The following is a 21,804-nucleotide window of genomic DNA, read 5'->3' on the forward strand; positions in this document are numbered from 1 at the left end:
GAGTTAGCATCATGGCAGAGTGGAACGGTAAGTATATTCATCCCTACGCAGAGCACGGTAAAAAGAGTGAACAGGTAAAGAAAGTCACCGTTTCTATTCCTATTAATGTGCTAAAAGCATTAACCGATGAACGTACGCGTAGACAAATAAACAATTTACGTCATGCGACGAATTCAGAATTGTTATGTGAAGCGTTTCTTCACGCATTTACAGGTCAGCCATTACCGGATGACGAAGATTTGAGAAAAGATAACCCTAATCGTGTACCTGCTGAGGCAAGACGCATAATGGAAGATATGGGTATAGACGTTTCTATTGAAAACGAACAAGAAGATTAAAAAAACGGCAATGAAAATTGCCGTTTTTTATAATAATTGAATACAAGGCTGCGCGCCCAGTTATTCGATTATACTGCCTTTACTCTGCGCGGTTCGGTACTTCTGGAAGCCTTGCAACACCAGATTCAATCGCCGCTTTCGACACTGCAGAGGCTATGCGTTCACAAAGGCGAGGATCCATTGGTTTAGGAATAATATATTCTTTGCCAAAGGTTAAGCTTTTGCTATTGCTAGCCGCTAACACAGATTCTGGTACGGGCTCTTTGGTAATCGCGCGGAGTGCTTCTACCGCTGCCACTTTCATTTCGTCGTTAATGGCCGTTGCGCGAACATCCAATGCGCCACGGAAAATGAACGGAAAGCACAGTACGTTGTTAACCTGGTTAGGGTAATCAGAACGCCCCGTTGCCATAATTAAATCATTTCGAACTTCGTGAGCCAATTCAGGCTTAATTTCAGGGTCGGGGTTAGAGCATGCAAAAACAATCGGGTTAGGCCCCATTAATGCCAAGGTTTCTGGCGGCAATACATCTGGGCCAGATACGCCTACAAAAATATCAGCGCCTTCCATCACATCTTCTAGCGTACGTTTATCGGTATTATTGGCAAACAAACGTTTGTGTTCCGTAAGGTCTTCACGGCGGGTATGAATAACCCCTTTTCTGTCTAACATGTAAATGCGCTCTCGTTGCGCGCCACATTTAATAAGCAATTCCATACAGGCTACCGCTGCTGCACCCGCACCCATACAAACTATTTTGGCGCTTTCGATATTTTTGCCCTGAATTTCAATGGCGTTCAACATGCCGGCTGCCGTTACAATGGCAGTACCATGTTGATCATCATGGAATACCGGAATATTACAGCGCTTAATGAGTTCTTGTTCTATTTCAAAGCACTCTGGGGCTTTAATATCTTCTAGGTTAATTCCGCCAAACGTATCTGCAATATTGGCAACGGTATTAATGAATTCTTCTGTGGTGCGATGCTTTACTTCAATATCGATAGCATCAAGCCCAGCAAAGCGTTTAAACAGCAGTGCTTTGCCTTCCATCACCGGTTTAGAAGCTAACGGCCCCAAATTACCTAAACCTAAAATAGCAGTACCATTACTGATGACCGCTACCATGTTGCCTTTCGCAGTATATTTGTAAGCATTATCAGGATCTTCAGCAATTTCTCGTACTGGTTCAGCTACCCCTGGACTGTAAGCCAGAGCAAGATCATCCACACTATCGGCTGGTTTTGATAGCTCCACGCTAATTTTACCTGGCGTGGGTTTGGCATGATAATCTAGCGCACGTTGTCTGAAATCTGACATTAGTAAACATATCCTTCGATGTAGGGGTTAGGCAATCTTCGTTACCGTAAGGGCAATCTGCGTTGCCGCAGTAGAATGTCTTCGACTCTATCACAGGGATATTTAAGTACATATCTGATCTGCCCTTTATACCTTTAATCTAGGACAGACTTGCTTGTATGACCAGTGACATCGTCGAATATCTGCCATTCACCATATTAATGACACTTTGAAAATTAATACATTATTTCTATTTTATAGGAGTAGGTATAGATGTTGGTATAGACGTAGGCATAAGTGAGCATCGAATAGCGTTGTAAAAAAGGCATTAAATCGGCCAGTTAAGGCGCGGGCTATCGGAATAGGTATAATGAAAACATGATAAAGGAAAGCGTAACTTAAGATGTCGGAAAAGAAGTTGATTGAAGCGTTAACGGCGGTGTGTGAGTGGGCAAAATCTGAGTCGGTTGGCTTTGAATGGCTTACTCATATGGGGCACTGGCGCAGGCCGGAAATTATTGCGGTGTTTGAAACCGAGAAACAGAAAAGCGAAGCGCTAGCAGCAAATTGGAACCAAGCATTTGAAGATGAGCTCGATAATGTGTGTCACACGTTGAAGGCACAGATTAAAGGTGTTCGCTACGACAGCGAGCAAGCGTGCACTTCGCAAAGTAACGGCAATTGGGAACGCCATTTAAAACGCAGAGCTTTTCACTGAGAGCATTGCATTAGGCGCTCCCTTCACTCGCTGTGCCCTTCATTCGCCGAGCTCTCCACTCGCGGTGCCCTTCATTCGCCGAGCTCTCCACTCGCCGTGCCCTCCACTCGCCGAGCACTGTATTGGAAGCGCTTTCTATGGAGCGCAGACACAAAAAAAGCGCCGATAGGCGCTTTTTTTAAAGAAACATAGTGTTTCTGAGTACTGAGCTTATTTAGCGCCCAAAGCACCGAAACGTTTCTTGAAGCGGTCAACACGACCACCGGTGTCAACGTTACGTTGCTTACCAGTGTAGAATGGGTGACATGCAGAACATACGTCTAGGTTAATATCTTTACCTAGAGTAGAACGGATTTTCATTACGTTGCCGCAAGAACATGTTGCTGTCATTTCAGCGTATTCTGGGTGGATACCATCTTTCATTTTGGATTACCTTCAATATGAGGCCGTATCGCTATCTGGCCCGAAGCCAAACACCATACGCAACTTTAAATTCAATGACCGACCGCAGAAATTGCAGTCAGCCGCAAAAGAGCGGCGCATAATAAAGGAAGCGTCGTAAGTGATCAAGCACTTTTTGTATGCGAAGTAAACAGGGGCGGTGTTGATTCCGCACAAGGGCAAAAATAAATTCCCTTCCCTTATTTGACATTATGTTTAAATGCCAGATCATTAGCGGTTCTGAATTTACGTCTACTCACTTTACGTTTATCAATATTGGGGCATCAATTTTAATGGTATTCATTCAGGTGGCTGTACCTGTGCCGCTTCGCCAACTATTTACCTATTCTCATACCGATACCTTACAACCTGGTGTGCGGGTAAAAGTGCCTTTCGGCCCACGTCAATTGGTAGGCATTGTAGTTGAATCCGGTGTAGACATAGATGATACCAGTAAAATAAAAGCCATCATTGAGGTAGTAGACAGCACGCCTGTTATCGACGAGTCGCTAAGAAAAATGGCGCATTGGTTATGGCAGTATTACCACCATGCGCCCGGGGAAGTGATACATGCCATGCTTCCCGTGCCCCTTCGAAAAGGTGAGCCTGCCACGCCATCACCCGCGCAATATATTCAAGTCACACCAGAAGGTGCTGATACAGATGTTAATAGTTTAAGCCGAGCACCCAAGCAGATGGCTTGTTTAGAAGCCGTTCAAACCACATCACTTATTGCTAGCGAAGCGCGCAAAACCTTTTCACCGGCAGTAGTGAAAGCGCTATTAGATAAAGCACTTATTGAGTTAGTGGAAATTACACCTGAACTCACTGCGCAAGCTTGGTTAGATACCTTCGACATTGGCGAAAAGCCCGTACCTGATAAAGAACAAGGGGTAGCGATAGCGGCGTTAAACCAGCAGCATGGTACTTTTGCAATCAGCTTGCTTGAGGGGGTTACAGGTAGCGGTAAAACCGAAGTGTATCTGCAATCTATAGAACCTTTGCTTAAAGCCGGCAAACAAGTGCTTATTTTAGTGCCTGAAATTGGTTTAACGCCGCAAACCGTTTCGCGGTTCGAAAAACGTTTTAATATTCCTGTTGGGGTATTGCACTCTCAATTGACAGACGCGGCGCGGTTGTCAGTTTGGCAGCGAGCGAGGGCAGGCGAACTAGGTATTATTATTGGTACGCGTTCAGCTATTTTTACGCCCCTTAAAAACCCCGGCATGATCATTGTGGATGAAGAGCATGATGAATCATTCAAACAACAAGATGGGCTTAGGTATCACGCGCGAGATTTAGCAGCCATGCGAGCTAAAGAGCATAGCATTCCTTTGTTACTTGGTAGTGCCACGCCAGCGCTGGAAACGCTCAATAATGCTTTAAACGGTCGCTTCGCGCATTTACAACTAACCCGCCGCGCCGCAGGAGCGCAAAGCACTAAGCAGTATTTATTAGATGCCCGAGACCAGCCTATTCATTACGGTATTTCAGAAGGCTTGCTGACAATTATGCGCCAGCATGTGAATGCTGGGAATCAGATTCTGGTTTTTGTAAATAGACGGGGTTATGCCCCAGCACTTTTATGTCATCACTGCGGCACTACGGCAATGTGTAAACGTTGCGATAGGCCTTATACCGTGCATAAAGGGCAAAACAGACTGCAATGCCACCATTGCGGTGCTACCCGTTCAATGCCCAAAGAGTGTGAAGCTTGCCACAGTCATGAAATGGTAACAGCGGGGACAGGTACCGAGCAGGTAGAGGAAGGCTTAATGAAGCTCTTCCCCGATGCCAAGCACGTGCGAATAGACAGTGATTCGGTTCGGGGAAAAGATAAGCTGCATCAAACCTTAGACGCCATTAATCGCCAGGAACATCAAATACTGGTGGGCACGCAAATTTTATCAAAGGGGCATCATTTCCCACACGTAACACTGGTGGTTGTTTTAGATTGTGATGGGGCGTTATTTAGTGCTGATTTTCGGGCGCCAGAAAAGCTAGCGCAGCTTGTAACACAGCTAGCAGGTAGAGCCGGGCGGGCAAGTAAACCTGGAGAAATGTGGTTGCAAACCCACAACCCTCACCATCCTTTATTACAAGATTTAGTGAACAACGGTTATGCCCACTTTGCGCGCCATGCATTGATGGAGCGAAAAGCGTCTGCCTTGCCTCCGTATATTAGCCAATTTGTGATTAGAGCCGAGGCAACCGAGAGCTCATCGGCCTATGCTTTCCTGCAACAGGCTAGAGGTGTACTTTTAAACTCAAATACTGCAAACGCAAATTCTACGGGGTTAGTACCGCAAATGAGTGGGCCATTTCCTTGCTTAATTGAAAAGCGCCAAGGGCGTTTTCGCTTTATGTTGGTGTGCAGTCATGAAAAACGTGCGCCGTTACATAACGCGTTGCGCTTAGCATTGCCTTATTTACAAGGGCTGCCACAGGCTGCAAAGGTACGTTGGTCGGTAGATATCGACCCCACCGATTTCAGTTAGCACACTGATGGGGAATACGGTAAAATCTTAACACTGATGTATACAAGTGTTTCAGGGTTGTGCACTATGTCCTCGTCTAATGGCACCACCCGTCTAAAATAACGATAAGTAGTAGGAAAACTGCCGAATATGGCTCAACGCGATTATGTATCTCGTGGTAAAGCACCACAAAAAAAGAAGCCGGATAATAAAAAACGCGGTAAATCACAGGTGAAGGGTACACCCACGGCCGCATTCCCTATTGTTCGTTTGGCCATCGTGGTGATATTACTTATCGGCTTTGCGGTTTTCTTATGGTCTATTAAAGACAACGCCAGCTCTGAGGTAGATACCGAAGTTGTACGCCCTGTTGCGCCTACCCAAGAAGCCTTGCCTGAATTACCGAAAGAAGAGTGGGAATATATTCGTACTCTGCCTGGGTATGAAGTAGAAGTAGACGTGGCTGAACAGGAAAAGTCGGACAAACGATACCTTATGCAGTGTGCGTCGTTCAGAACCCGTGCCCAAGCAGAAGAGATGAAAGCCAAAATCGCCTTCCAAGGTTTAGAAGCCCTTATTCGCCAGAGCTCTGGCAGTAACGGCGAGTGGTTCAGGGTTATTCTAGGACCATTTGAATCGAAACGTGATGCCGAGAAAGCCAAGCACAGCCTTCGTAAAGTGAATATCGCGACCTGCCAAATTTGGTACTGGAACTTATAAATCGTATAAGATCATTGAGGTAGAAAGCCAGCGACAAGTAAAGATAGCCTTTAAATCTTTAATGTCGTTTAGCTGATAATACTTCCACCATTATTTGTGGTGGAAGTTAACCTCCGGCAATTAACACGCTAATCGATATACCCTTTAATCTTTCCCCCCTTGAAAACGAAAACCCTTCCCCCATTTCATAACAAAGTCTTTTTTCAGTTATCGCCCGAGTCTGCGATAACGCCCACCTTAAACGGGGATTAAACGTGACAACGATTGTATCTGTAAGACGTGGAAATCAAGTTGTGATGGCTGGCGATGGTCAGGTGTCACTCGGTAATACCGTAATGAAAGGTAATGCACGTAAAGTGCGCCGCTTGTACCACGATAAAGTATTAGCTGGCTTTGCAGGCGGCACCGCCGATGCCTTCACTCTATTTGAACGCTTTGAAGCAAAACTTGAAGCCCACCAAGGTCATTTGACCAAGGCGGCAGTTGAACTTGCCAAAGATTGGCGAACCGATCGCATGCTGCGCAAGCTAGAAGCCCTATTAGCCGTAGCCGATGAAACTGCGTCTTTCATCATTACCGGCAACGGCGATGTAGTTCAGCCGGAAAATGACCTGATTGCTATTGGTTCAGGTGGCAACTATGCCCAAGCTTCTGCTATAGCCTTGCTGGAAAACACCGAACTTACTGCAAAAGAAATTGCGGAGAAAAGTTTGACCATAGCCGGTGATATCTGCGTATTCACTAACCATAGTCAAACGGTAGACGTACTCGATTACTAAGTCGCTGTTCAATTAAAAACAAACAGCGACTTGTGCCCGCCATTAATGCAGAGGCACCAAAACTAATAAGGGTTTATGCATGTCTGAAATGACACCTAGAGAAATTGTTCATGAGCTAGACCGACATATTATTGGTCAGCAAGATGCTAAACGTGCGGTATCGATTGCACTTCGAAACCGCTGGCGCCGTATGCAGCTAGAGCCTGATTTGCGCCAAGAAGTAACACCTAAAAATATTCTTATGATTGGCCCAACCGGTGTGGGTAAAACTGAAATTGCCCGTCGTTTGGCAAAATTAGCAAATGCGCCTTTCATTAAAGTTGAAGCCACTAAGTTCACTGAAGTGGGCTATGTAGGTAAAGAAGTAGAAACCATTATTCGCGACCTTGCTGATATTGCCGTCAAGATGACTAAAGAAACGGAAATGAAAAAGGTGAAGTTCCGCGCTGAAGAAGCGGCGGAAGAGCGTATTCTTGACGTACTTATTCCACCTCCTGAAGATGCATGGGGTAAGAAAGAAGATGTTGAAGATAGAGGCACACGCCAAGCGTTCCGTAAAAAGCTTCGTCAAGGCGACTTAGACGACAAAGAAATTGAAATTGATGTGGCACTTCCACAAGTCGGCGTAGAAATTATGGCGCCTCCTGGAATGGAAGAAATGACTAATCAGCTTCAAGGCATGTTTCAAAACTTGTCGGGTTCGCAAAAGAAAAAGAAGAAGTTAAAAATTAAAGATGCACTGAAAATGCTGGTGGAAGAAGAAGCCGCCCGTTTAGTGAATCAAGAAGATTTAAAAGAAAAAGCGATTGAGTCGGTAGAGCAACACGGCATTGTGTTCGTGGATGAAATTGACAAAATCTGTAAGCGTGAAGGCAATACGTCAGGCGATGTATCGCGTGAAGGTGTGCAGCGTGACTTGCTACCCTTGGTAGAAGGTTCAACGGTATCGACTAAACACGGTATGGTAAAAACAGACCATATTTTGTTTATCGCCTCTGGTGCTTTCCAAATGAGTAAGCCGTCAGACCTTATTCCTGAGCTTCAAGGCCGTTTGCCAATTCGTGTTGAGTTGTCAGCATTAGAAGTGGGTGATTTCAAGCGTATTCTTACCGAGCCTAACGCATCGCTTACCGCACAGTACAAAGCGCTAATGCTTACTGAGGGTGTGAACATCGATTTCGTGGAATCGGGCATTCAGCGTATTGCTGAAGCGGCATGGCGTGTGAACGAACGTACTGAGAACATTGGTGCACGCCGTTTACACACTGTGCTTGAGCGTTTAATGGAAGATATTTCATTTGATGCGTCTGAAAAAAGCGGTGAGTCTTTTGTGATTGACGAAGACTACGTAAACAGCCACTTAGAGTCGCTAGTAGAAAACGAAGATCTGTCGCGCTTCATTCTATAAAGCCTTAAAGCTAGTAACACATAAAAGAGCGCATTTATTTAAATGCGCTCTTTTTTTATGTGGTTAATAATTTCACTAAACGCCCAGTAATATCAACACCAGTCTCGTTTTCAACAAACAAGAAGAAAGGGCAAGGGTTGGCTTCCAAGAAGTAATACTCACCCTTGGTATTTTTACGCCAATCGATAGCGCACCAATGCATTCCTAAGCCGGAACATATCTTTCGTGATAAATCCTGCATTGGTTTCGGAAGGGGCGTCAGCAAAGGGCGTGCGTTAGCATCGTCTCTGAAATCGAGGTCGTGAGAGTCTATTTGTACACTGACGACTTCATCACCCAGTACGTAACTGCGAATGTTTGTCCCTTCAATATATGCCTGAAACGTAACAGGGCGCTCTTTTAACAAAGCCTGTACTAAACCGCGAGTATCATAGCCCTGTTGTACGAATTTTGCTGTTTCGCCGCCTTTCACGGGCTTATAAACCACCTCGTCTATATTCGCACAAAACTGTAAAGCAACATTACTAGCGTTGCCTATATAGGTGTATGGGACCTTAGCCCCTAGCTTTTTTGCCATTCGCAGCTGAATCGGTTTGCAGTGATGAGCGCGAATAGCGTCAATACCATTAACCCACTTAGTTTCACTGAATAAAAACCAACACAACAAGGTGCTGGCATATTCCTGATCTAACCACTGCGAAGACGCATTGTCAGAAGCGTTCACCGAGGGAGGAATATACTGGTGCCAATAGGCAGATGTGATGTCTGATAACGGAATTCGAAACAGACCGTTACGCGTAGGCTGGTCAAAATGCAAAAGACCATCATTAAAATCCGGGTCGTAACTGAGCTGCCAGTGTTTACCAAAGTAGTTGGTATTGATAATACAGGGCTCATTTTTATCGGCTATTAAGGCCTCAGCTACATGAAGAATTTGTGGGTCATTCTCGCTCCCTATTAATGCAATCTGCATTGAAATATCCTTTTAAATGGTAAAAGGAGGACTGCTTAACCTCCTTAATCTGCTATGACAATAAATCGGGCAATTGTCCGCCGTCTTCACCAATCGCGAGGGTGATATAGACAGGTGGTTTAATAAGGCGAATTGGCGTTTTATCTTCAACTGTTGATACGCCAGACTTGCCGCCACTTACTTGCAGTAACTCTTGGGTTTCAAGATGAAGGGCAGTAGCGGTTTGTACCTTTGTTTGTGTATTTTTGTGTGTATGGTTTTGCGTGTTATGTTGCATTTTTCGCTCCTTATAAAAGCGTTTTAGTGTGATTTAAAAGGCTAGCGGTTAAGCCAACCTTAAGGGGTGGTAAATCGATCGGAAGCAACTTGCGATAAGCGCGGTGCGGCTGCTTATTTTTAATTTTTTGTAGATGTTGGCGCAGTGGAACTTAACCGTTCGCTCGCTAATAAATAGCTCTGTTGCTATCGCTTTATTCGACAGCCCTTCCATGATCTTTCGCGCTACCTGAAGCTCGCGTTTAGACAAGGTGTCGATAGGAAGGGCAGTACTATTTAAGTTCTCTACATGCTCAACGATTTGTTGACGCTCAATATCGGTGAGTAAGGGTGTAGATTCTCTAACTTCGGGCGTTATCATTATGAATCTCCTAGTGGGGTATTATCATTTTCTTCTACTATTTCAGAAGCTGGGTATCGCTGCAGAGTACCGTCTACTAACTGATAGACAGTATCCGCAAGGGCAATTGTTTGAGGCCGATGGGCAACCATAATGCGGGTAATATTGAGCGCTTTTAAATGTGTATTGATAGCGTGCTCATTTTGAATATCTAAATGACTACTTGCCTCATCTAAAAACAGAATATCGGGAGAGCGGTAAAGTGCTCTAGCTAATAAAAGCCGTTGCTTCTGACCGCCACTTAAACTGCTTCCCATATCACCGACTAACGAGTGGTATTGCATCGGCATGGCACAAATTTCGTCATGGATACAGGCTAACTGAGCGGCCCGTACGATCTTTTCTTGATTAGGTATTTCATCAAAACAACTGATGTTTTCAGCCATAGAGCCGGATAAGCACATGTCTTCTTGCAGCACAGAAGCAATGGTTGGCGCCTGATTTGATGATGAAATAATATTGTGGCTAACCGTTCCTTCAGAGGGAGAATATAGCCCCATCAGACATTTAAGTAAGGTGCTTTTTCCACTTCCGCTTGCTCCAACGATGGCAATGATTTCTCCTGCTTTAACCGATAAATTAAGGTTTTCAAAAATAGGGTTACACCCCTCCCCATAGCGATAACTAAGATTGTGGGCTTTTAGATGAATAGCAGGAGTACTAGAGGCAATAGCATGAGAAGAGGCCGCTGCAGGTACTGAGGTTGCGTTTGAATTTGCATGTGAATAAGTGCTAGGTTGCTGTGACAACAAGGTGGTTTCAGCAGGCTCTGTTAGTACAATATCGCTCAAGCGAGAAAAGTGTACGGCCAGCATTCGCAATTCGATAAATTTGGACACTAGCCCATCTACCGCAGCAGTAAATTTGGTTTTGTAAGCAATGAAGGCAAGCATCATTCCTACGGTCAGCATATTGTCCATCACCAAAGAGGCCGCTATAAAGATCACAACGATGTTCTCAAGACCAAATAACACTTGGTTTACCGCGTCGCTGCCAATATTGAGTTTTCCCAAACTAATATCTTTATTCAAAGTGGCGACTAACTTGTTTTGCCACTGGCTATGGCGCTGGGATTCTTGGCGGTATACACGAATAGGCAGCATACCCCGAACGCTTTCCATAAAGTGGCTTTGCTCGGTGGCGCCTAACGCAATTTTTTCTGTTGTGAGCCGCTTAGTGATAGGTATTAATGCAATGCGGAAAAGTAGATATATCGCCACTACTAGCACCACACATAGCGTGAGCTTTACAGAGTAAAGTGCCATCACGACGAGAGTGATAATAGCCATGACACCGTCAAGCAAGGCTGTGACAAGGCCAGTGGTGAGAAACTCACGAATATGCGCAAGGGAGCCAAAGCGAGACACTACATCGCCCACGTGCCTTTTCGCAAAAAAATCCAGCGGGAGGGAAAGCAAATGTTGAAAGACCGAGGCAGACATTTGCAGTTGAAGCCGGCTTGATACAGCAAGGATCAAAAAGCGTCTCAACACTCTGGTGAAGATACTTATCAGTAGTAAAAAAGTAAACCCAATGGCAAGTGCGGTTAGCAGCGCTTGGTTACCTTGCAACAACACATCATCAACCACGGTTTGTACGTAATAGGGAGATGCCAATGCAAAAAGTTGCAGCAAGGCAGAGAGAGCAAGTAAGGTCGCTAAGTTACGTTTGAACCCTATCGTGCGGGTAAAAAAGTTTCTTAATTTGAGTAACGGCTTTACCGGTGGCGGCGAAAAATTGTCTTTAGGCGTAATTTCTAACGCTATTCCTGTTAGGTGTTTACTTGCCTCGTCGAAGGTGAATGTACGCTTGCCAATACTGGGGTCGTGTATGGTAAATCGCTCACGCCCTACGTGAGTCAAAACAACGAAATGACGCATGTCCCAATGGAGTATTGCTGGCAGGGTGAGTTGAGATAAATCCTGTGGCTCAATTTTTAGTGCACGACATTGAAATGCCATTTGCTGCGCGATATCCATAATATCTTTAAGTGTAATACCACGAAGTGAAACACTAATGTGCTGACGAAGGTGGGTCATATCCCGTTTGTCACCATAATATTGTGCCACCATGCTGACACAGGCTAATCCACATTCAGCGGCTTCAGTTTGAAGCACAACCGGTACTTTATTTTTAGGTGATAAAGCGCTGAGTACAGGTGAAGCAAAACCGTGAGTCATATTCATAATTACAACCTTTTAGTGACGCTTAAAAGCGGCTCTAAGATCCATTCCAGTAAGCTTCGCTGGCTAAGCGCAACGTCTGCTGAAAATGTCATTCCCGCCTTAAGCATTACCGGATTTCCATAGGCAATAATGGCGTCGCTACTTAATTTAGCGGTAACCAAATAAGCGGGTTCGCTTACGGTTAAGGGCGTGTTAGCCCATTCTCCTGGCAGTAAAATAGTTTCAGATATGCTAGTTATCTGTCCCTCTTGTAACCCAAATTTCTGATAGGGAAAGGCATCGTAACGAATCGCGAGCTGTTGCCCATTAGCGATAAACCCGGCGGCGCGCACGGGCACTAACAATCGTGCTTCTATTGGGGAGTTTTCTGGAAGTAAGCTAAGTAGCGGTCTGTTTTGGTCGACCATTAATCCAGCACTCGCTTGCAGACTCGAAACCACACCATTTTGTGTTGCATATAGAATGCGCTGCCGATCGCGATTTAACGTCAGTAATTGTTGGTTGATATCACTTAGTTGGTTTTCGTGTGCGGTGCGCTCATTGGCTTGTATCTCGGGTAAGCCGTCAATTTCATGTGTCAGTCGGCTTACTTCAGCTTCGCTTTTTAAGTTATTCCGCTCAGATTGTTTCCATTGTTGCTGGCTACTTAAAAGCTCCAGCTTATAACTATCGAAATCTGCGTTACTTACATGACCTGCATTACGTAGCACTTCAAGTGAGGTAAATTGATTGTGTGCTAACTGCCACTGTTGATAAGAGATCGCTAAAATATGGCGTATTGAATCGGCGTCTGTTTGTGCGTGCTCAAGTTGCTTTACTAGCTGCGCGTGGTTGTTTTTATGAATAGTAATAGTACGGGCCAATGAGTCGGTTATGCGCTGCTTTTTAGCGAGAAGCTCCTGTTGCAGTTTTAGCTCTACGGTTTCTCCTTGTGGCTGCTGAACCCCGTATTCAATCGACAATAATGGTTCGCCTTTCAAAACTTTTTGCCCCTCGCTCACATACACTTGAGAAATGCGGCCTTTACGGGAGTCGGCGTACAACCTTAGTACGCCATGAGAGGGCTCTAACCATCCATCAACGGTGGCTTTTCGGGCATAGCTACCCGTAGTGAGGTATATCCCCACACCCACTATCCATAAAAGTAGTATTGCGGTTATTCCCATATGGGACGGTCGAGGCGTCATCAATAATTCACCTTGAAATGGTGAAGTAGGCTGCATTGCCTGACGACGGAATAGTCCTTTTCTCATAACAGTTCATCCCATGAAATTAAAAAATGGTATTCAGTTGCCATTTCCCTGTGGACATAGCGCTTAATCAGTAATCGATACTTTTTAAGCAGCGAAAACCTGAATACCGACAAGTGGTCTTGGGTAAAGCCTTGACGCTGTTAACGTTAGATGAAGGGAGCTGGGAATATCGAATAAAAAGAAGTCAGGGCATTCGCCGCCCCTTATTCATAGGGTGTTGGCGCAAAACTTGATGAATTTTTAATGAAATGGCTCAAATTTAAATGTGGTTAAAAATTGATGGAAATGCAAAAGGTTAGTGATACTGTACAAAGGTTGTACTATAAAAAAGTAGTGTACTTAATTCACGCAGTGGCTTAACCAAAACGGAATAGGAACTCACATGTTTGTACCAAGTATTTTACTCAAGCAGCTATACACTCACGGAAGCCTAACCAAAACTGATAACGGCGTTTCCTTCGCACTTAAAAACCGTTTAAAAGATGCCACACTAAAAGAGCTTAAATGGATTTCATTTGATGGCGAGAAAGTTCCAAGCCACAAAATCTCTATTCAAAGCAGCAACGACAGTGACATTAGTTTCGATGCCCTTAATGACACCGGTGGTATGCCGTTTTCGTTACGGCAAGTTATTACGGTACACCTAGAACTTAACGAGGAGGTAAGCCCTGAAAAGCGCAAAATAGGTATTTGTTTTTCAGCGTCGCCTTTTGGAAAGCTTAAGTTCGAAGTAGAAGATAATGTGACTTCACCCACCAATCGCAAGTTACATATACCCCGAGACGATCATGATGATTATGGCGATGACATTATCAAAAAGCGTCAGTCGTATTTTGAAAGTTTCACCGGCGCCAAACTCGACCATGTAGGTAAGTACTCAGTAGACCCAGATAAATTGAAAGGCAATATTGAGCATTTTATTGGGGTAGCTCAAGTGCCCATTGGTATTGCAGGGCCATTAACTATCAATGGCGAACATGCAAAGGGCGAGTTTGTTGTGCCTATGGCCACAACAGAGGGCACCTTAGTGGCGTCGTATAATCGGGGTATGAAGCTGCTTAATATGAGCGGTGGGGTGAAAGCAACCGTTGTTGATGATGCTATGCAGCGTGCGCCTGTTTTTATATTTAGCGATGCTCGTGGCGCAAGAGACTTTGTGACGTGGGTAAACCAAAACATCAGCAAAATTCGCGAAGAAGCTGAAGCAACGTCGAGCATTGCCAAACTCACTTATATCGACCACTTCTTATCAAACAAATTTGCCTTTCTACGCTTTAATTATTTAACCGGCGATGCGGCTGGACAGAACATGGTGGGGCGGGCTACTTTCGCTGCCTGCGGGTGGATTTTAGATAACTATGAAGGGGTAGAGAACTTCTACTTAGAATCTAACTTTGCAACCGATAAGAAAGCCTCACAAATAAACATTATGCGTACGCGTGGTAAGCGAGTAACCGCAGAGGCCACGATTAAGCGTGAGCATTTACTGCAAATCATGCGTGTAGAGCCTAAGCAAATTGATTATCACGGCAGGGTTGCGGGTGTCGGGTCATTCCTATCTGGGGTGAACAATACGGGTTTACATTCCCCGAATGGTATTACTGCCATGTTCATTGCCACAGGGCAAGATGTGGCAAACGTAGCGGAATCATCGGCTGCGATTATGTATTCAGAGCTTACCGATGATGGCGACTTGTATGTGTCTATTACTATTCCTTCGTTAATCGTAGCGACCTATGGTGGTGGCACAGGAATGGGTACTCAACGCGAGTGTTTAGAGCTCATCGATTGCTATGGCAAAAACAAAGTGTACAAATTCGCCGAAATTGTTGCAGCGGTGGCCTTAGCGGGAGAAATCTCGTTAGCCTCAGCCATTAGCTCATCTGATTGGGTGTCGTCTCACGAACAATATGGACGCAACCGCTGATCTGTTCATAGACAAGTATGGCTGGTGGGGCGGTAGACACGCTGTGAACCCATCCATGGGCGCTCTGCCACCGCATCCGTGCGGTGGAAGGTCTATCGCCCCACCAGCCATACTCATCCCCAGCCATCGTAGACTTTTTTAGAAGGGGGAGGGGCTGGTTATTGTGTGCCCCATACTTCTAATACAACCCTATCTCCCAATAAACCCATCCATGGGCGCTCTGTCACCGCATCCGCGCGGTGGAAGGTCTATTATGGTGCTTCCTACCCTCTGTGCTAAATCCGTGGTTGGCTTTGGGGGAGGGCCTGCTTATTGTGTGCCCCACACTTCTGATAACCCTAGCTCCCAATAAACCCATCCATGGGGCTTTGCCACCGCATCCATGCGGTGGAAGGTCTATCATGGTGCTTCCTACCCTCTGTGCTAAATCCGTGGTTGGCTTGGGGGGGAGGGCCTGCTTATTGTGTGCCCCACACTTCTAATACAGTCCTAATTCCTAATAAACCCATCCATGGGGCTTTGCCACCGCATCCGCGCGGTGGAAGGTCTATTATGGTGCTTTCTACCTTCTGAGCTAAATCTGCGGATGGCTTGAGGGGAAGCTGGGGAATATTTGAAATAAGGGGGGGATCAGTCGGTATAAAAAAGCCGGCGATTTTCGCCGGCTTGATAACTACTAATAGCTTATTAGGTAATTAGTGTTTCCAGTGGAAGTGGTGGGCTTTAGCGTCAATGGCTTCAGCGGTAGTTCTTGGCATAAAGGTGGCGTTGTTTTCTTCGAAGAAGAAAGGGGAACGCTTAGTTTTACTGCCCACTTCGTTCATGGTGGCGGCTTCGTATACGCGGCCGTTAAGTACGGTGAATTCCACATATTCGCTGCGGCGTAGGTCTGCTAATACGTCGCCGTCAATAACGACTAAGTCGGCCAGTTTACCTTTTTCAATACTGCCGATGTCTTTACCCATACCTAGGTGTTTTGCGCCATCGATAGTCCCGCCGCGTAATGCTTCCCACGCGGTGAAACCGCCTTGTTGCATTATCCACAGCTCCCAGTGCGCGGCTAAGCCTTCACGTTGGCCATGAGCACCAATATGTACACTGACCCCATTATCTCGAAGCTCTTTGGCGTAGCTGGCAACGTTTTGGTGGTTGTACTGGTTGTCGGGCGCGGTGGGGCGTCTAATAGAACGGCCATGTAACATGGTAGCTGGGGTGTAGCGAAGTAAGCGTGGGTTTTTCCATACCTCAGTACGGTCGTACCAATACTCTTCGCCCATCATACCGCCGTAAGAAACCACAAATGTGGGTGTGTAACCGAACTCGGTGGCTTTCCACAGCTGGGTGACATCGCTATAACCGCGCTCGATAGGTAAGCTGTGTTCTAACCCTGTATGGCCATCTACTAACATGGTCAGGTTTTGTTGAAGCTTACCGCCGCCTTCTGGTACTACCATCATGTCTTGATTTTTCGACGCCCATAACACTTGTTGGCGTTGATCGCGACGTGGCTGGTTGTAGCTTTTCACCGAAATAGCGCCACTTTCTTTCAAACGTTCTACGTGAAAGTACGCATCTTCGTAGTTATTGATAATGGCTTTATAGCCTAGGCCTTCTGCGCCATACAAAATAGTACCGGTAGAGTAAATACGCGGTGCAACTATGTCGCCTTTACGCTGAAGTTCAGAGGCGGCAAATATTTCAGTAGTATCATTTGATGGGTCATGAATGGTGGTAACCCCAAAGGCGACATTCGAGTATTGGCTCCAGTTTTTATCTGGAATAATCTCGTTTCTGCCTTGTGCGCCATGAGCATGGGTATCAACTAATCCTGGAATAATGGTTTTGCCACTGGCGTCTATTTGCATAGCGCCTTCAGGAATAGCAATATCACCGCGCTTACCTACTGCTTCAATGCGGTTATCTTTAATGATAATAACGCCGTCTTCAATCACCTCTTGGGTGTTATCGGCATCACGCATGGTCACGACTTTCCCGCCAATTAACGCTTTGTAACCACTTGGTTTATCGGCTTCGGTAGTGAACGATAAATTAATACCGTCGGCCACAGGGTCGGGCAGGGTTTCTGGCGAACCGTCTACAAACGCAAAGGCTTCTTTAAGCGAGCGGCTGTAGAAAATTGGACCATTAAACCAGCTTACCGTTGTGTTATCCGGCGACCATGTTAGGTACTCACCGGCTTTAGATGAAAGCTGAGTAACCGGCAATGAAGTCATGTTGGGGCCAATGGTTACTTTCTTGCCATTTTCAACAAAAGGGGTAACAAAGGTTTTGAATTGGTAAACAAATGCTACCCATTTTTTATCATGTGAAAGTTTGTACTCACTTACATCATCAGCGCCATATAGGTGGTTTCGCTTATCGTTCCCTTGCAGGTTTACGCTTGAAAGTTGTGTCTCTCTATACGGTGTGCCGCCTACCGACTCAGTGAAAAATACCCGTGAATTGTCACCAGCAAAGTGTGGGTTAATGCCCCCATCAGATACTTTCTTTTCGGTTTTTCTATCAAGGTCCGCTACATAAATACCAGGGTCTACTGAGTATTTAGGGTCGAGTAAATAGCCGCCGGTAAACTTGCGATACACTACCTTTTCCCGATCACTTGAGAACGATGGTTCAATGTAATGGCCAGGTTGCTTAGTAATAACTTTGCCTTTACCGCCACGGGCAGAAACAATGCGTACTGACCCTAATTCATCGTCATTCCATGTGGTGTAAACAATGGCTTTACCGTCGTTAGAAAAACGTGGGTAATATTCACCATGTTCATTTTGCTTTGTCAGGCGTTTCATCTTGCCAGACTTTACGTCTTTGACGTAAAGCTTGCCTAATGCTTGAAACAAGAGTGTTTTGCCGTCAGGCGACATTTGCGACCAGCGAATCATATTTACATCAAATTCATCCGGTGCCACATCTACATCAAAACGCAGCGCATCAGCATAGTGAAGAGTAGCTTCTACGCTAATGTTAATATCTGAAATGGTTTTATCGTCAATATTGATGCTATGGAAAGTACCACCTGTCCAATACACAATGGCAGAGGAGTCGGGCATCCAATCAAAATAAGCAAAGTAACCTTCAGAGCCAAAACCTTCTTGCATGTCACGTTCAAGTTCTGTGGTGAGCGGTGTTTCAACACCGGTTTTAATATCTTTTAAAAACAGCGCTGTTTTTTCTTTTACGCGACGAACAAACGCAACGTATTTACCATCGGGTGAAGGGGTGGGTACAACCGCACCGCCAGTGCCACTGATATAACGGCTTTCATCACCGTTTTCACGGTCGAATCGGGTAATGGCGAATATGCCACCTAATGGATCGCGGTTATAGTCGAAACGACTCCCAGGCACTGTGTTCTCTGTGAAGTAAATATATTTACCGTCGTGAGAAAAAACGGGGTCGGCTATATTTTGTTGATCTTTCTTACCATGATTACGGGCTTTAATTTGCAAGCCGTCACCGCCGGTATTGTGGTACATCCAAATTTCGCCCGCTGGAATACTGCGGCTAGACATAATACCTTTCGATACCAACAAGTATTCACCATCTGGGCTCCACTTAGGAGAGTGAATAAGGTTGCTCTTTTCTTTTGTTACTTGGCGCAGGTTTTCGCCATTGCTATCCATTATCCAAAGATTATTAATGCCATCTCGGTCAGAGATAAACGCAATCTGTGAACCATCAGGTGAAATACTAGGGTGTATATTCCACGCGAAATCTTGCGTGATAGGTGTGGCATCGCCGCCATCAATATTCACTTTATAAATATCGCCTAACATATCGAATACCATGTACTTGCCATTTGGGGCGATATCTAAGCTAGACCAAGTGGTTTCGGTGGTGTTGATAGTGACTTCATTAAGTGCAAAGGGTGGGTTAGTCACATCCCATTTTTCTTCATTGATGCTTGTTTCTTTTTTTATGTTGTCAGCTGCATACGCAGAGTACGCCGTACTTAAGCCTAGCGCGCTCACAAGTGTAACGGCTAATAAGCTTTTTGTTGTTTTTATCATATGTGTTTCCAATTGCTTGAAATGCGTTTTCTGTCTATTGATGAGTATGCCCGTGAGCGTCTCATCTAATTGTAAATTTATCGTTAATTTTAACCTAAAACGGCGGGGCGCCACCTTACTTATGAGATTTCACGTATAAATCTAACGACCAAACTACAGTTTTACCACCCACTCGCCTATTTATCCATCACTCACGATGATGCTTGTCTATTAGATGGATAAACGCTAATTTTGCAACAAGCTGTTAACAAAATTTGATGTAGGTGCTGTACATGGTTAATTCAGAGCAAAACGTGGTGAAATCAGAGCAAAGCGGGGTTAGCCCAGAACAAAAACTCCATTACTCAACCTGTACGCTGTGCGAAGCCATGTGCGGTATTGAAGTGGCAACACAGGGTAATCGCATACTCTCCATCAAGGGAGACAAAAATAACCCGTTTAGTGAAGGCCACGTATGCCCCAAAGCCAGTGCATTGAAAGATTTGTATGACGACCCTGATAGATTAAAACGGCCAGTAAAAAAGGTGGGTGATGAGTGGCAAGAAATACCGTGGAGTGAGGCTTTCGACTATGTTGCTGAAAAACTCCATCATATCCAGTCTACACATGGTAAAGATGCTGTTGGCGTGTATTTAGGTAATCCGAATGCCCACAACATGGGGGCTATCTTGTTCGGCCCTTATTTTTATCGCGCCCTTGAGTCACACAATAGATATTCTGCCACTTCGGTAGATCAACTCCCTCATCATATCGTGAGTCGCAGGCTGTTCGGTCATATGTCGCAAATTCCTATTCCAGATATCGACCATACCCAACACTTTGTGATTATTGGTGGAAACCCGCTGGCTTCCAATGGCAGCATCATGACAGTACCCAACGTTAAAAAGCGCTTAAAAGGCGTGCAAAAACGCGGTGGTAAAGTCGTGGTTATCGACCCTAAACGGACAGACACTGCTGATTTAAGCTGCGAGCATCACTTTATTCGACCTGGCAGCGACGTATTGCTATTACTTGCTATGTTACATGTGGTATTTGAAAAGCAATTGCATAATGCAGAAGCGCTTTTACCTTACGCCGAAGATTTATATGATGTTAAAGGCTATGTAAAAGACTTTTCGCCCGAAAATGTTAGCGAACTAATCGGTATTGAAGCTTCGCAAATAACCCAACTGGTTACCGATTTTTGCAGTGCTGAATCTGCAGTCTGTTACGGGCGTATGGGCGCGAGTGTGCAAGCATTTGGCACACTCACTCAATATCTGATCATGCTGTTTAACATGTTGACTGGAAACTTAGACAGGCAGGGGGGAATGATGTTTACCCAACCTGCCGCCGATTTTCTTCCCGTATCCAGCAGGGGAAGCATGGGAGGTTATAGTTCACGGGTGAGAGGTTTACCGGCTTTTGCAGGTGAATACCCAGTAGCATGTTTAGCAGAGGAAATATTAACACCGGGTGAAGGCCAAATTAAGGCCATGGTGATAGGTGCTGGTAATCCGGTGGTAACAACGCCTAATACCGAGCAGTTGGAACGTGCGTTTTCACAACTTGATTTTGTCGTGTCTGTGGACTTCTACATTTCTGAAACCTCTCGGCATGCAGATATTATATTACCGCCCGTGACCCCGTTAGAGCGTGACCACTATGATGTGGTTTTTCACAACTTTGCAGTAAGAAATTACGCCACCTATTCTGAGGCAGTGGTAAACATAGATGACAATCAATTAAACGATTGGCAGATATACTTATCATTGGCAGAGCGCCTAGATAAATTAAATGGAAAAAGCACCGCACACTATCAAGCACTATGGCAAAAGCAGCCAAAAGGTGTGATAGATGATTTATTAAAGAATGGCCAATACGGGGCTAGTGCAAGCGCTAATAGCCATGACAACCCTAGCAGCAATGACTGGGAAGGCTATAACTTGTCGTTAGACAAGCTTAAAGCGCACCCGCATGGCATCGATCTTGGGCCGTTGCAGAGTGCTTTACCTAACGCTATTTTTCACGAGAACAAAAAAATCGATTTAGATTTCGATTACTTTATGCCAGATATTGCCCGAGTAAAGGCGCACTTTTTCGAGCCGATGCGTAACCAAAATCAGATGGTATTAATTGGTAGGCGTCATATTAAAACGAACAACTCGTGGTTACATAATAGCCCCAGAATGGTAAAGGGAAATAATCGCTGTACGTTGCAATTACACCCTGCAGATGCCGACAACTATGCTGTGAATGAAGGCGATATGGTTAAAGTCACTTCAAGAGTGGGTCATGTTCTAGTGGAAGCTGAAATTATCGATTCTATTATGCCAGGCGTAGTCTCTATTCCGCATGGCTGGGGTCATAATAAAAAGGGGATAAAACTGGGTGTCGCTAGCCAATACCCGGGCGTTAATACCAATATTCTGACAGACGAAATGCAGGTGGATACTTTGTCGGGGAATGGCGTATTGAACGGTGTGCCCGTTTCTTTAGAGAGGATGTAAAAGAAAGGCGATAATCAACAAATTGATTATCGCCTTACATTTTATAAGTACACTAGTGTTTTACTAAGCTTAGCTAAGACTTCCTAAT

At 45.1% G+C, this 21,804-nt stretch carries 16 protein-coding genes; 8 read left to right on the plus strand and 8 right to left on the minus strand.

The window, feature by feature from the left end:
- The first annotated feature begins 11 nt into the window (after positions 1–11).
- Complete coding sequence (gene metJ / locus J8L84_RS18175) at positions 12–338, plus strand: met regulon transcriptional regulator MetJ (protein ID WP_013786278.1); 327 nt, start codon at positions 12–14, stop codon at positions 336–338.
- Positions 339–417: 79 nt separating this feature from the next.
- On the opposite strand, the gene J8L84_RS18180 is transcribed toward metJ, so the two are convergent.
- Complete coding sequence (locus J8L84_RS18180) at positions 418–1,659, minus strand: malic enzyme-like NAD(P)-binding protein (protein WP_057795745.1); 1,242 nt, start codon at positions 1,657–1,659, stop codon at positions 418–420.
- A gap of 382 nt (positions 1,660–2,041) precedes the next feature.
- On the opposite strand from J8L84_RS18180, the gene J8L84_RS18185 reads away from it, so the two are divergent.
- The gene (locus J8L84_RS18185; RefSeq protein ID WP_211071931.1) at positions 2,042–2,356 is read left to right on the plus strand and encodes a hypothetical protein; all 315 of its coding nucleotides are present in this window, start codon (positions 2,042–2,044) and stop codon (positions 2,354–2,356) included.
- A 210-nt stretch (positions 2,357–2,566) separates the two neighbouring features.
- Here J8L84_RS18185 and rpmE read toward each other — a convergent pair whose 3' ends face one another.
- Positions 2,567–2,779, minus strand: coding sequence for a 50S ribosomal protein L31 (gene rpmE, locus J8L84_RS18190; protein WP_013786275.1), 213 nt, complete (start codon positions 2,777–2,779; stop codon positions 2,567–2,569).
- Positions 2,780–3,090: 311 nt separating this feature from the next.
- Between rpmE and priA the strand changes: the two genes are divergently transcribed.
- The 4 genes from priA (at position 3,091) to hslU (ending at position 8,181) form a co-directional block, all read left to right on the plus strand.
- A complete protein-coding gene (priA, locus tag J8L84_RS18195; RefSeq protein ID WP_211071972.1) occupies positions 3,091–5,295 on the plus strand; it encodes a primosomal protein N' in 2,205 nt (734 codons plus the stop codon).
- Positions 5,296–5,424: 129 nt separating this feature from the next.
- Positions 5,425–5,994 carry an SPOR domain-containing protein gene (locus J8L84_RS18200; RefSeq protein WP_211071932.1) on the plus strand — a complete coding sequence of 190 codons (570 nt, stop codon included), beginning with the start codon at positions 5,425–5,427 and terminating at the stop codon, positions 5,992–5,994.
- 254 nt (positions 5,995–6,248) lie between these two features.
- On the plus strand, positions 6,249–6,773 hold the full coding sequence (hslV, locus tag J8L84_RS18205; protein WP_013786271.1) for an ATP-dependent protease subunit HslV: 525 nt from the start codon (positions 6,249–6,251) through the stop codon (positions 6,771–6,773).
- A gap of 79 nt (positions 6,774–6,852) precedes the next feature.
- Positions 6,853–8,181: an HslU--HslV peptidase ATPase subunit gene (hslU, locus tag J8L84_RS18210; RefSeq protein ID WP_211071933.1), complete on the plus strand. Its 1,329-nt coding sequence runs from the start codon at positions 6,853–6,855 to the stop codon at positions 8,179–8,181.
- Positions 8,182–8,236: 55 nt separating this feature from the next.
- On the opposite strand, the gene J8L84_RS18215 is transcribed toward hslU, so the two are convergent.
- Genes J8L84_RS18215 through J8L84_RS18235 form a run of 5 tightly spaced genes read right to left on the minus strand, consistent with a single transcriptional unit; the run spans position 8,237 to position 13,269 of the window.
- A complete protein-coding gene (locus tag J8L84_RS18215) occupies positions 8,237–9,154 on the minus strand; it encodes a hypothetical protein (protein WP_211071934.1) in 918 nt (305 codons plus the stop codon).
- A gap of 52 nt (positions 9,155–9,206) precedes the next feature.
- The gene (locus J8L84_RS18220) at positions 9,207–9,431 is read right to left on the minus strand and encodes a hypothetical protein (protein ID WP_211071935.1); all 225 of its coding nucleotides are present in this window, start codon (positions 9,429–9,431) and stop codon (positions 9,207–9,209) included.
- A 48-nt stretch (positions 9,432–9,479) separates the two neighbouring features.
- Entirely contained in the window at positions 9,480–9,791 is a 312-nt protein-coding gene (locus J8L84_RS18225; RefSeq protein WP_057795759.1) for a helix-turn-helix transcriptional regulator, read from the minus strand.
- Positions 9,791–12,016: a peptidase domain-containing ABC transporter gene (locus J8L84_RS18230; RefSeq protein ID WP_211071936.1), complete on the minus strand. Its 2,226-nt coding sequence runs from the start codon at positions 12,014–12,016 to the stop codon at positions 9,791–9,793. The genes J8L84_RS18225 and J8L84_RS18230 overlap by 1 nt, the downstream gene beginning before the upstream one ends.
- A gap of 2 nt (positions 12,017–12,018) precedes the next feature.
- On the minus strand, positions 12,019–13,269 hold the full coding sequence (locus tag J8L84_RS18235; RefSeq protein WP_247670872.1) for an HlyD family efflux transporter periplasmic adaptor subunit: 1,251 nt from the start codon (positions 13,267–13,269) through the stop codon (positions 12,019–12,021).
- A 382-nt stretch (positions 13,270–13,651) separates the two neighbouring features.
- Between J8L84_RS18235 and J8L84_RS18240 the strand changes: the two genes are divergently transcribed.
- Positions 13,652–15,196 (plus strand): hydroxymethylglutaryl-CoA reductase, encoded by a 1,545-nt coding sequence (locus tag J8L84_RS18240; RefSeq protein ID WP_211071937.1) that lies wholly within the window; start codon positions 13,652–13,654, stop codon positions 15,194–15,196.
- A gap of 695 nt (positions 15,197–15,891) precedes the next feature.
- Here the strand turns inward: J8L84_RS18240 and J8L84_RS18245 are convergent.
- Positions 15,892–19,227 carry an amidohydrolase family protein gene (locus tag J8L84_RS18245; RefSeq protein ID WP_211071938.1) on the minus strand — a complete coding sequence of 1,112 codons (3,336 nt, stop codon included), beginning with the start codon at positions 19,225–19,227 and terminating at the stop codon, positions 15,892–15,894.
- Between the two features lie 272 nt (positions 19,228–19,499).
- Between J8L84_RS18245 and J8L84_RS18250 the strand changes: the two genes are divergently transcribed.
- Positions 19,500–21,716 (plus strand): molybdopterin oxidoreductase family protein, encoded by a 2,217-nt coding sequence (locus J8L84_RS18250; protein ID WP_211071939.1) that lies wholly within the window; start codon positions 19,500–19,502, stop codon positions 21,714–21,716.
- Positions 21,717–21,804 lie beyond the last annotated feature (88 nt).

The organism is Alteromonas sp. MMG017 (assembly GCF_018100795.1).
Taxonomy (GTDB): domain Bacteria; phylum Pseudomonadota; class Gammaproteobacteria; order Enterobacterales; family Alteromonadaceae; genus Alteromonas.

Coding starts and splice junctions, on each gene's coding strand:
- metJ (WP_013786278.1), top strand. CDS start 12: ATGGCAGAGTGGAACGGTAAGTATATTCATCCCTACGCAGAGCACGGT.
- J8L84_RS18180 (WP_057795745.1), bottom strand. CDS start 1,659: ATGTCAGATTTCAGACAACGTGCGCTAGATTATCATGCCAAACCCACG.
- J8L84_RS18185 (WP_211071931.1), top strand. CDS start 2,042: ATGTCGGAAAAGAAGTTGATTGAAGCGTTAACGGCGGTGTGTGAGTGG.
- rpmE (WP_013786275.1), bottom strand. CDS start 2,779: ATGAAAGATGGTATCCACCCAGAATACGCTGAAATGACAGCAACATGT.
- priA (WP_211071972.1), top strand. CDS start 3,091: ATGGTATTCATTCAGGTGGCTGTACCTGTGCCGCTTCGCCAACTATTT.
- J8L84_RS18200 (WP_211071932.1), top strand. CDS start 5,425: ATGGCTCAACGCGATTATGTATCTCGTGGTAAAGCACCACAAAAAAAG.
- hslU (WP_211071933.1), top strand. CDS start 6,853: ATGTCTGAAATGACACCTAGAGAAATTGTTCATGAGCTAGACCGACAT.
- J8L84_RS18215 (WP_211071934.1), bottom strand. CDS start 9,154: ATGCAGATTGCATTAATAGGGAGCGAGAATGACCCACAAATTCTTCAT.
- J8L84_RS18220 (WP_211071935.1), bottom strand. CDS start 9,431: ATGCAACATAACACGCAAAACCATACACACAAAAATACACAAACAAAG.
- J8L84_RS18225 (WP_057795759.1), bottom strand. CDS start 9,791: ATGATAACGCCCGAAGTTAGAGAATCTACACCCTTACTCACCGATATT.
- J8L84_RS18230 (WP_211071936.1), bottom strand. CDS start 12,016: ATGAATATGACTCACGGTTTTGCTTCACCTGTACTCAGCGCTTTATCA.
- J8L84_RS18235 (WP_247670872.1), bottom strand. CDS start 13,269: ATGAGAAAAGGACTATTCCGTCGTCAGGCAATGCAGCCTACTTCACCA.
- J8L84_RS18240 (WP_211071937.1), top strand. CDS start 13,652: ATGTTTGTACCAAGTATTTTACTCAAGCAGCTATACACTCACGGAAGC.
- J8L84_RS18245 (WP_211071938.1), bottom strand. CDS start 19,227: ATGATAAAAACAACAAAAAGCTTATTAGCCGTTACACTTGTGAGCGCG.
- J8L84_RS18250 (WP_211071939.1), top strand. CDS start 19,500: ATGGTTAATTCAGAGCAAAACGTGGTGAAATCAGAGCAAAGCGGGGTT.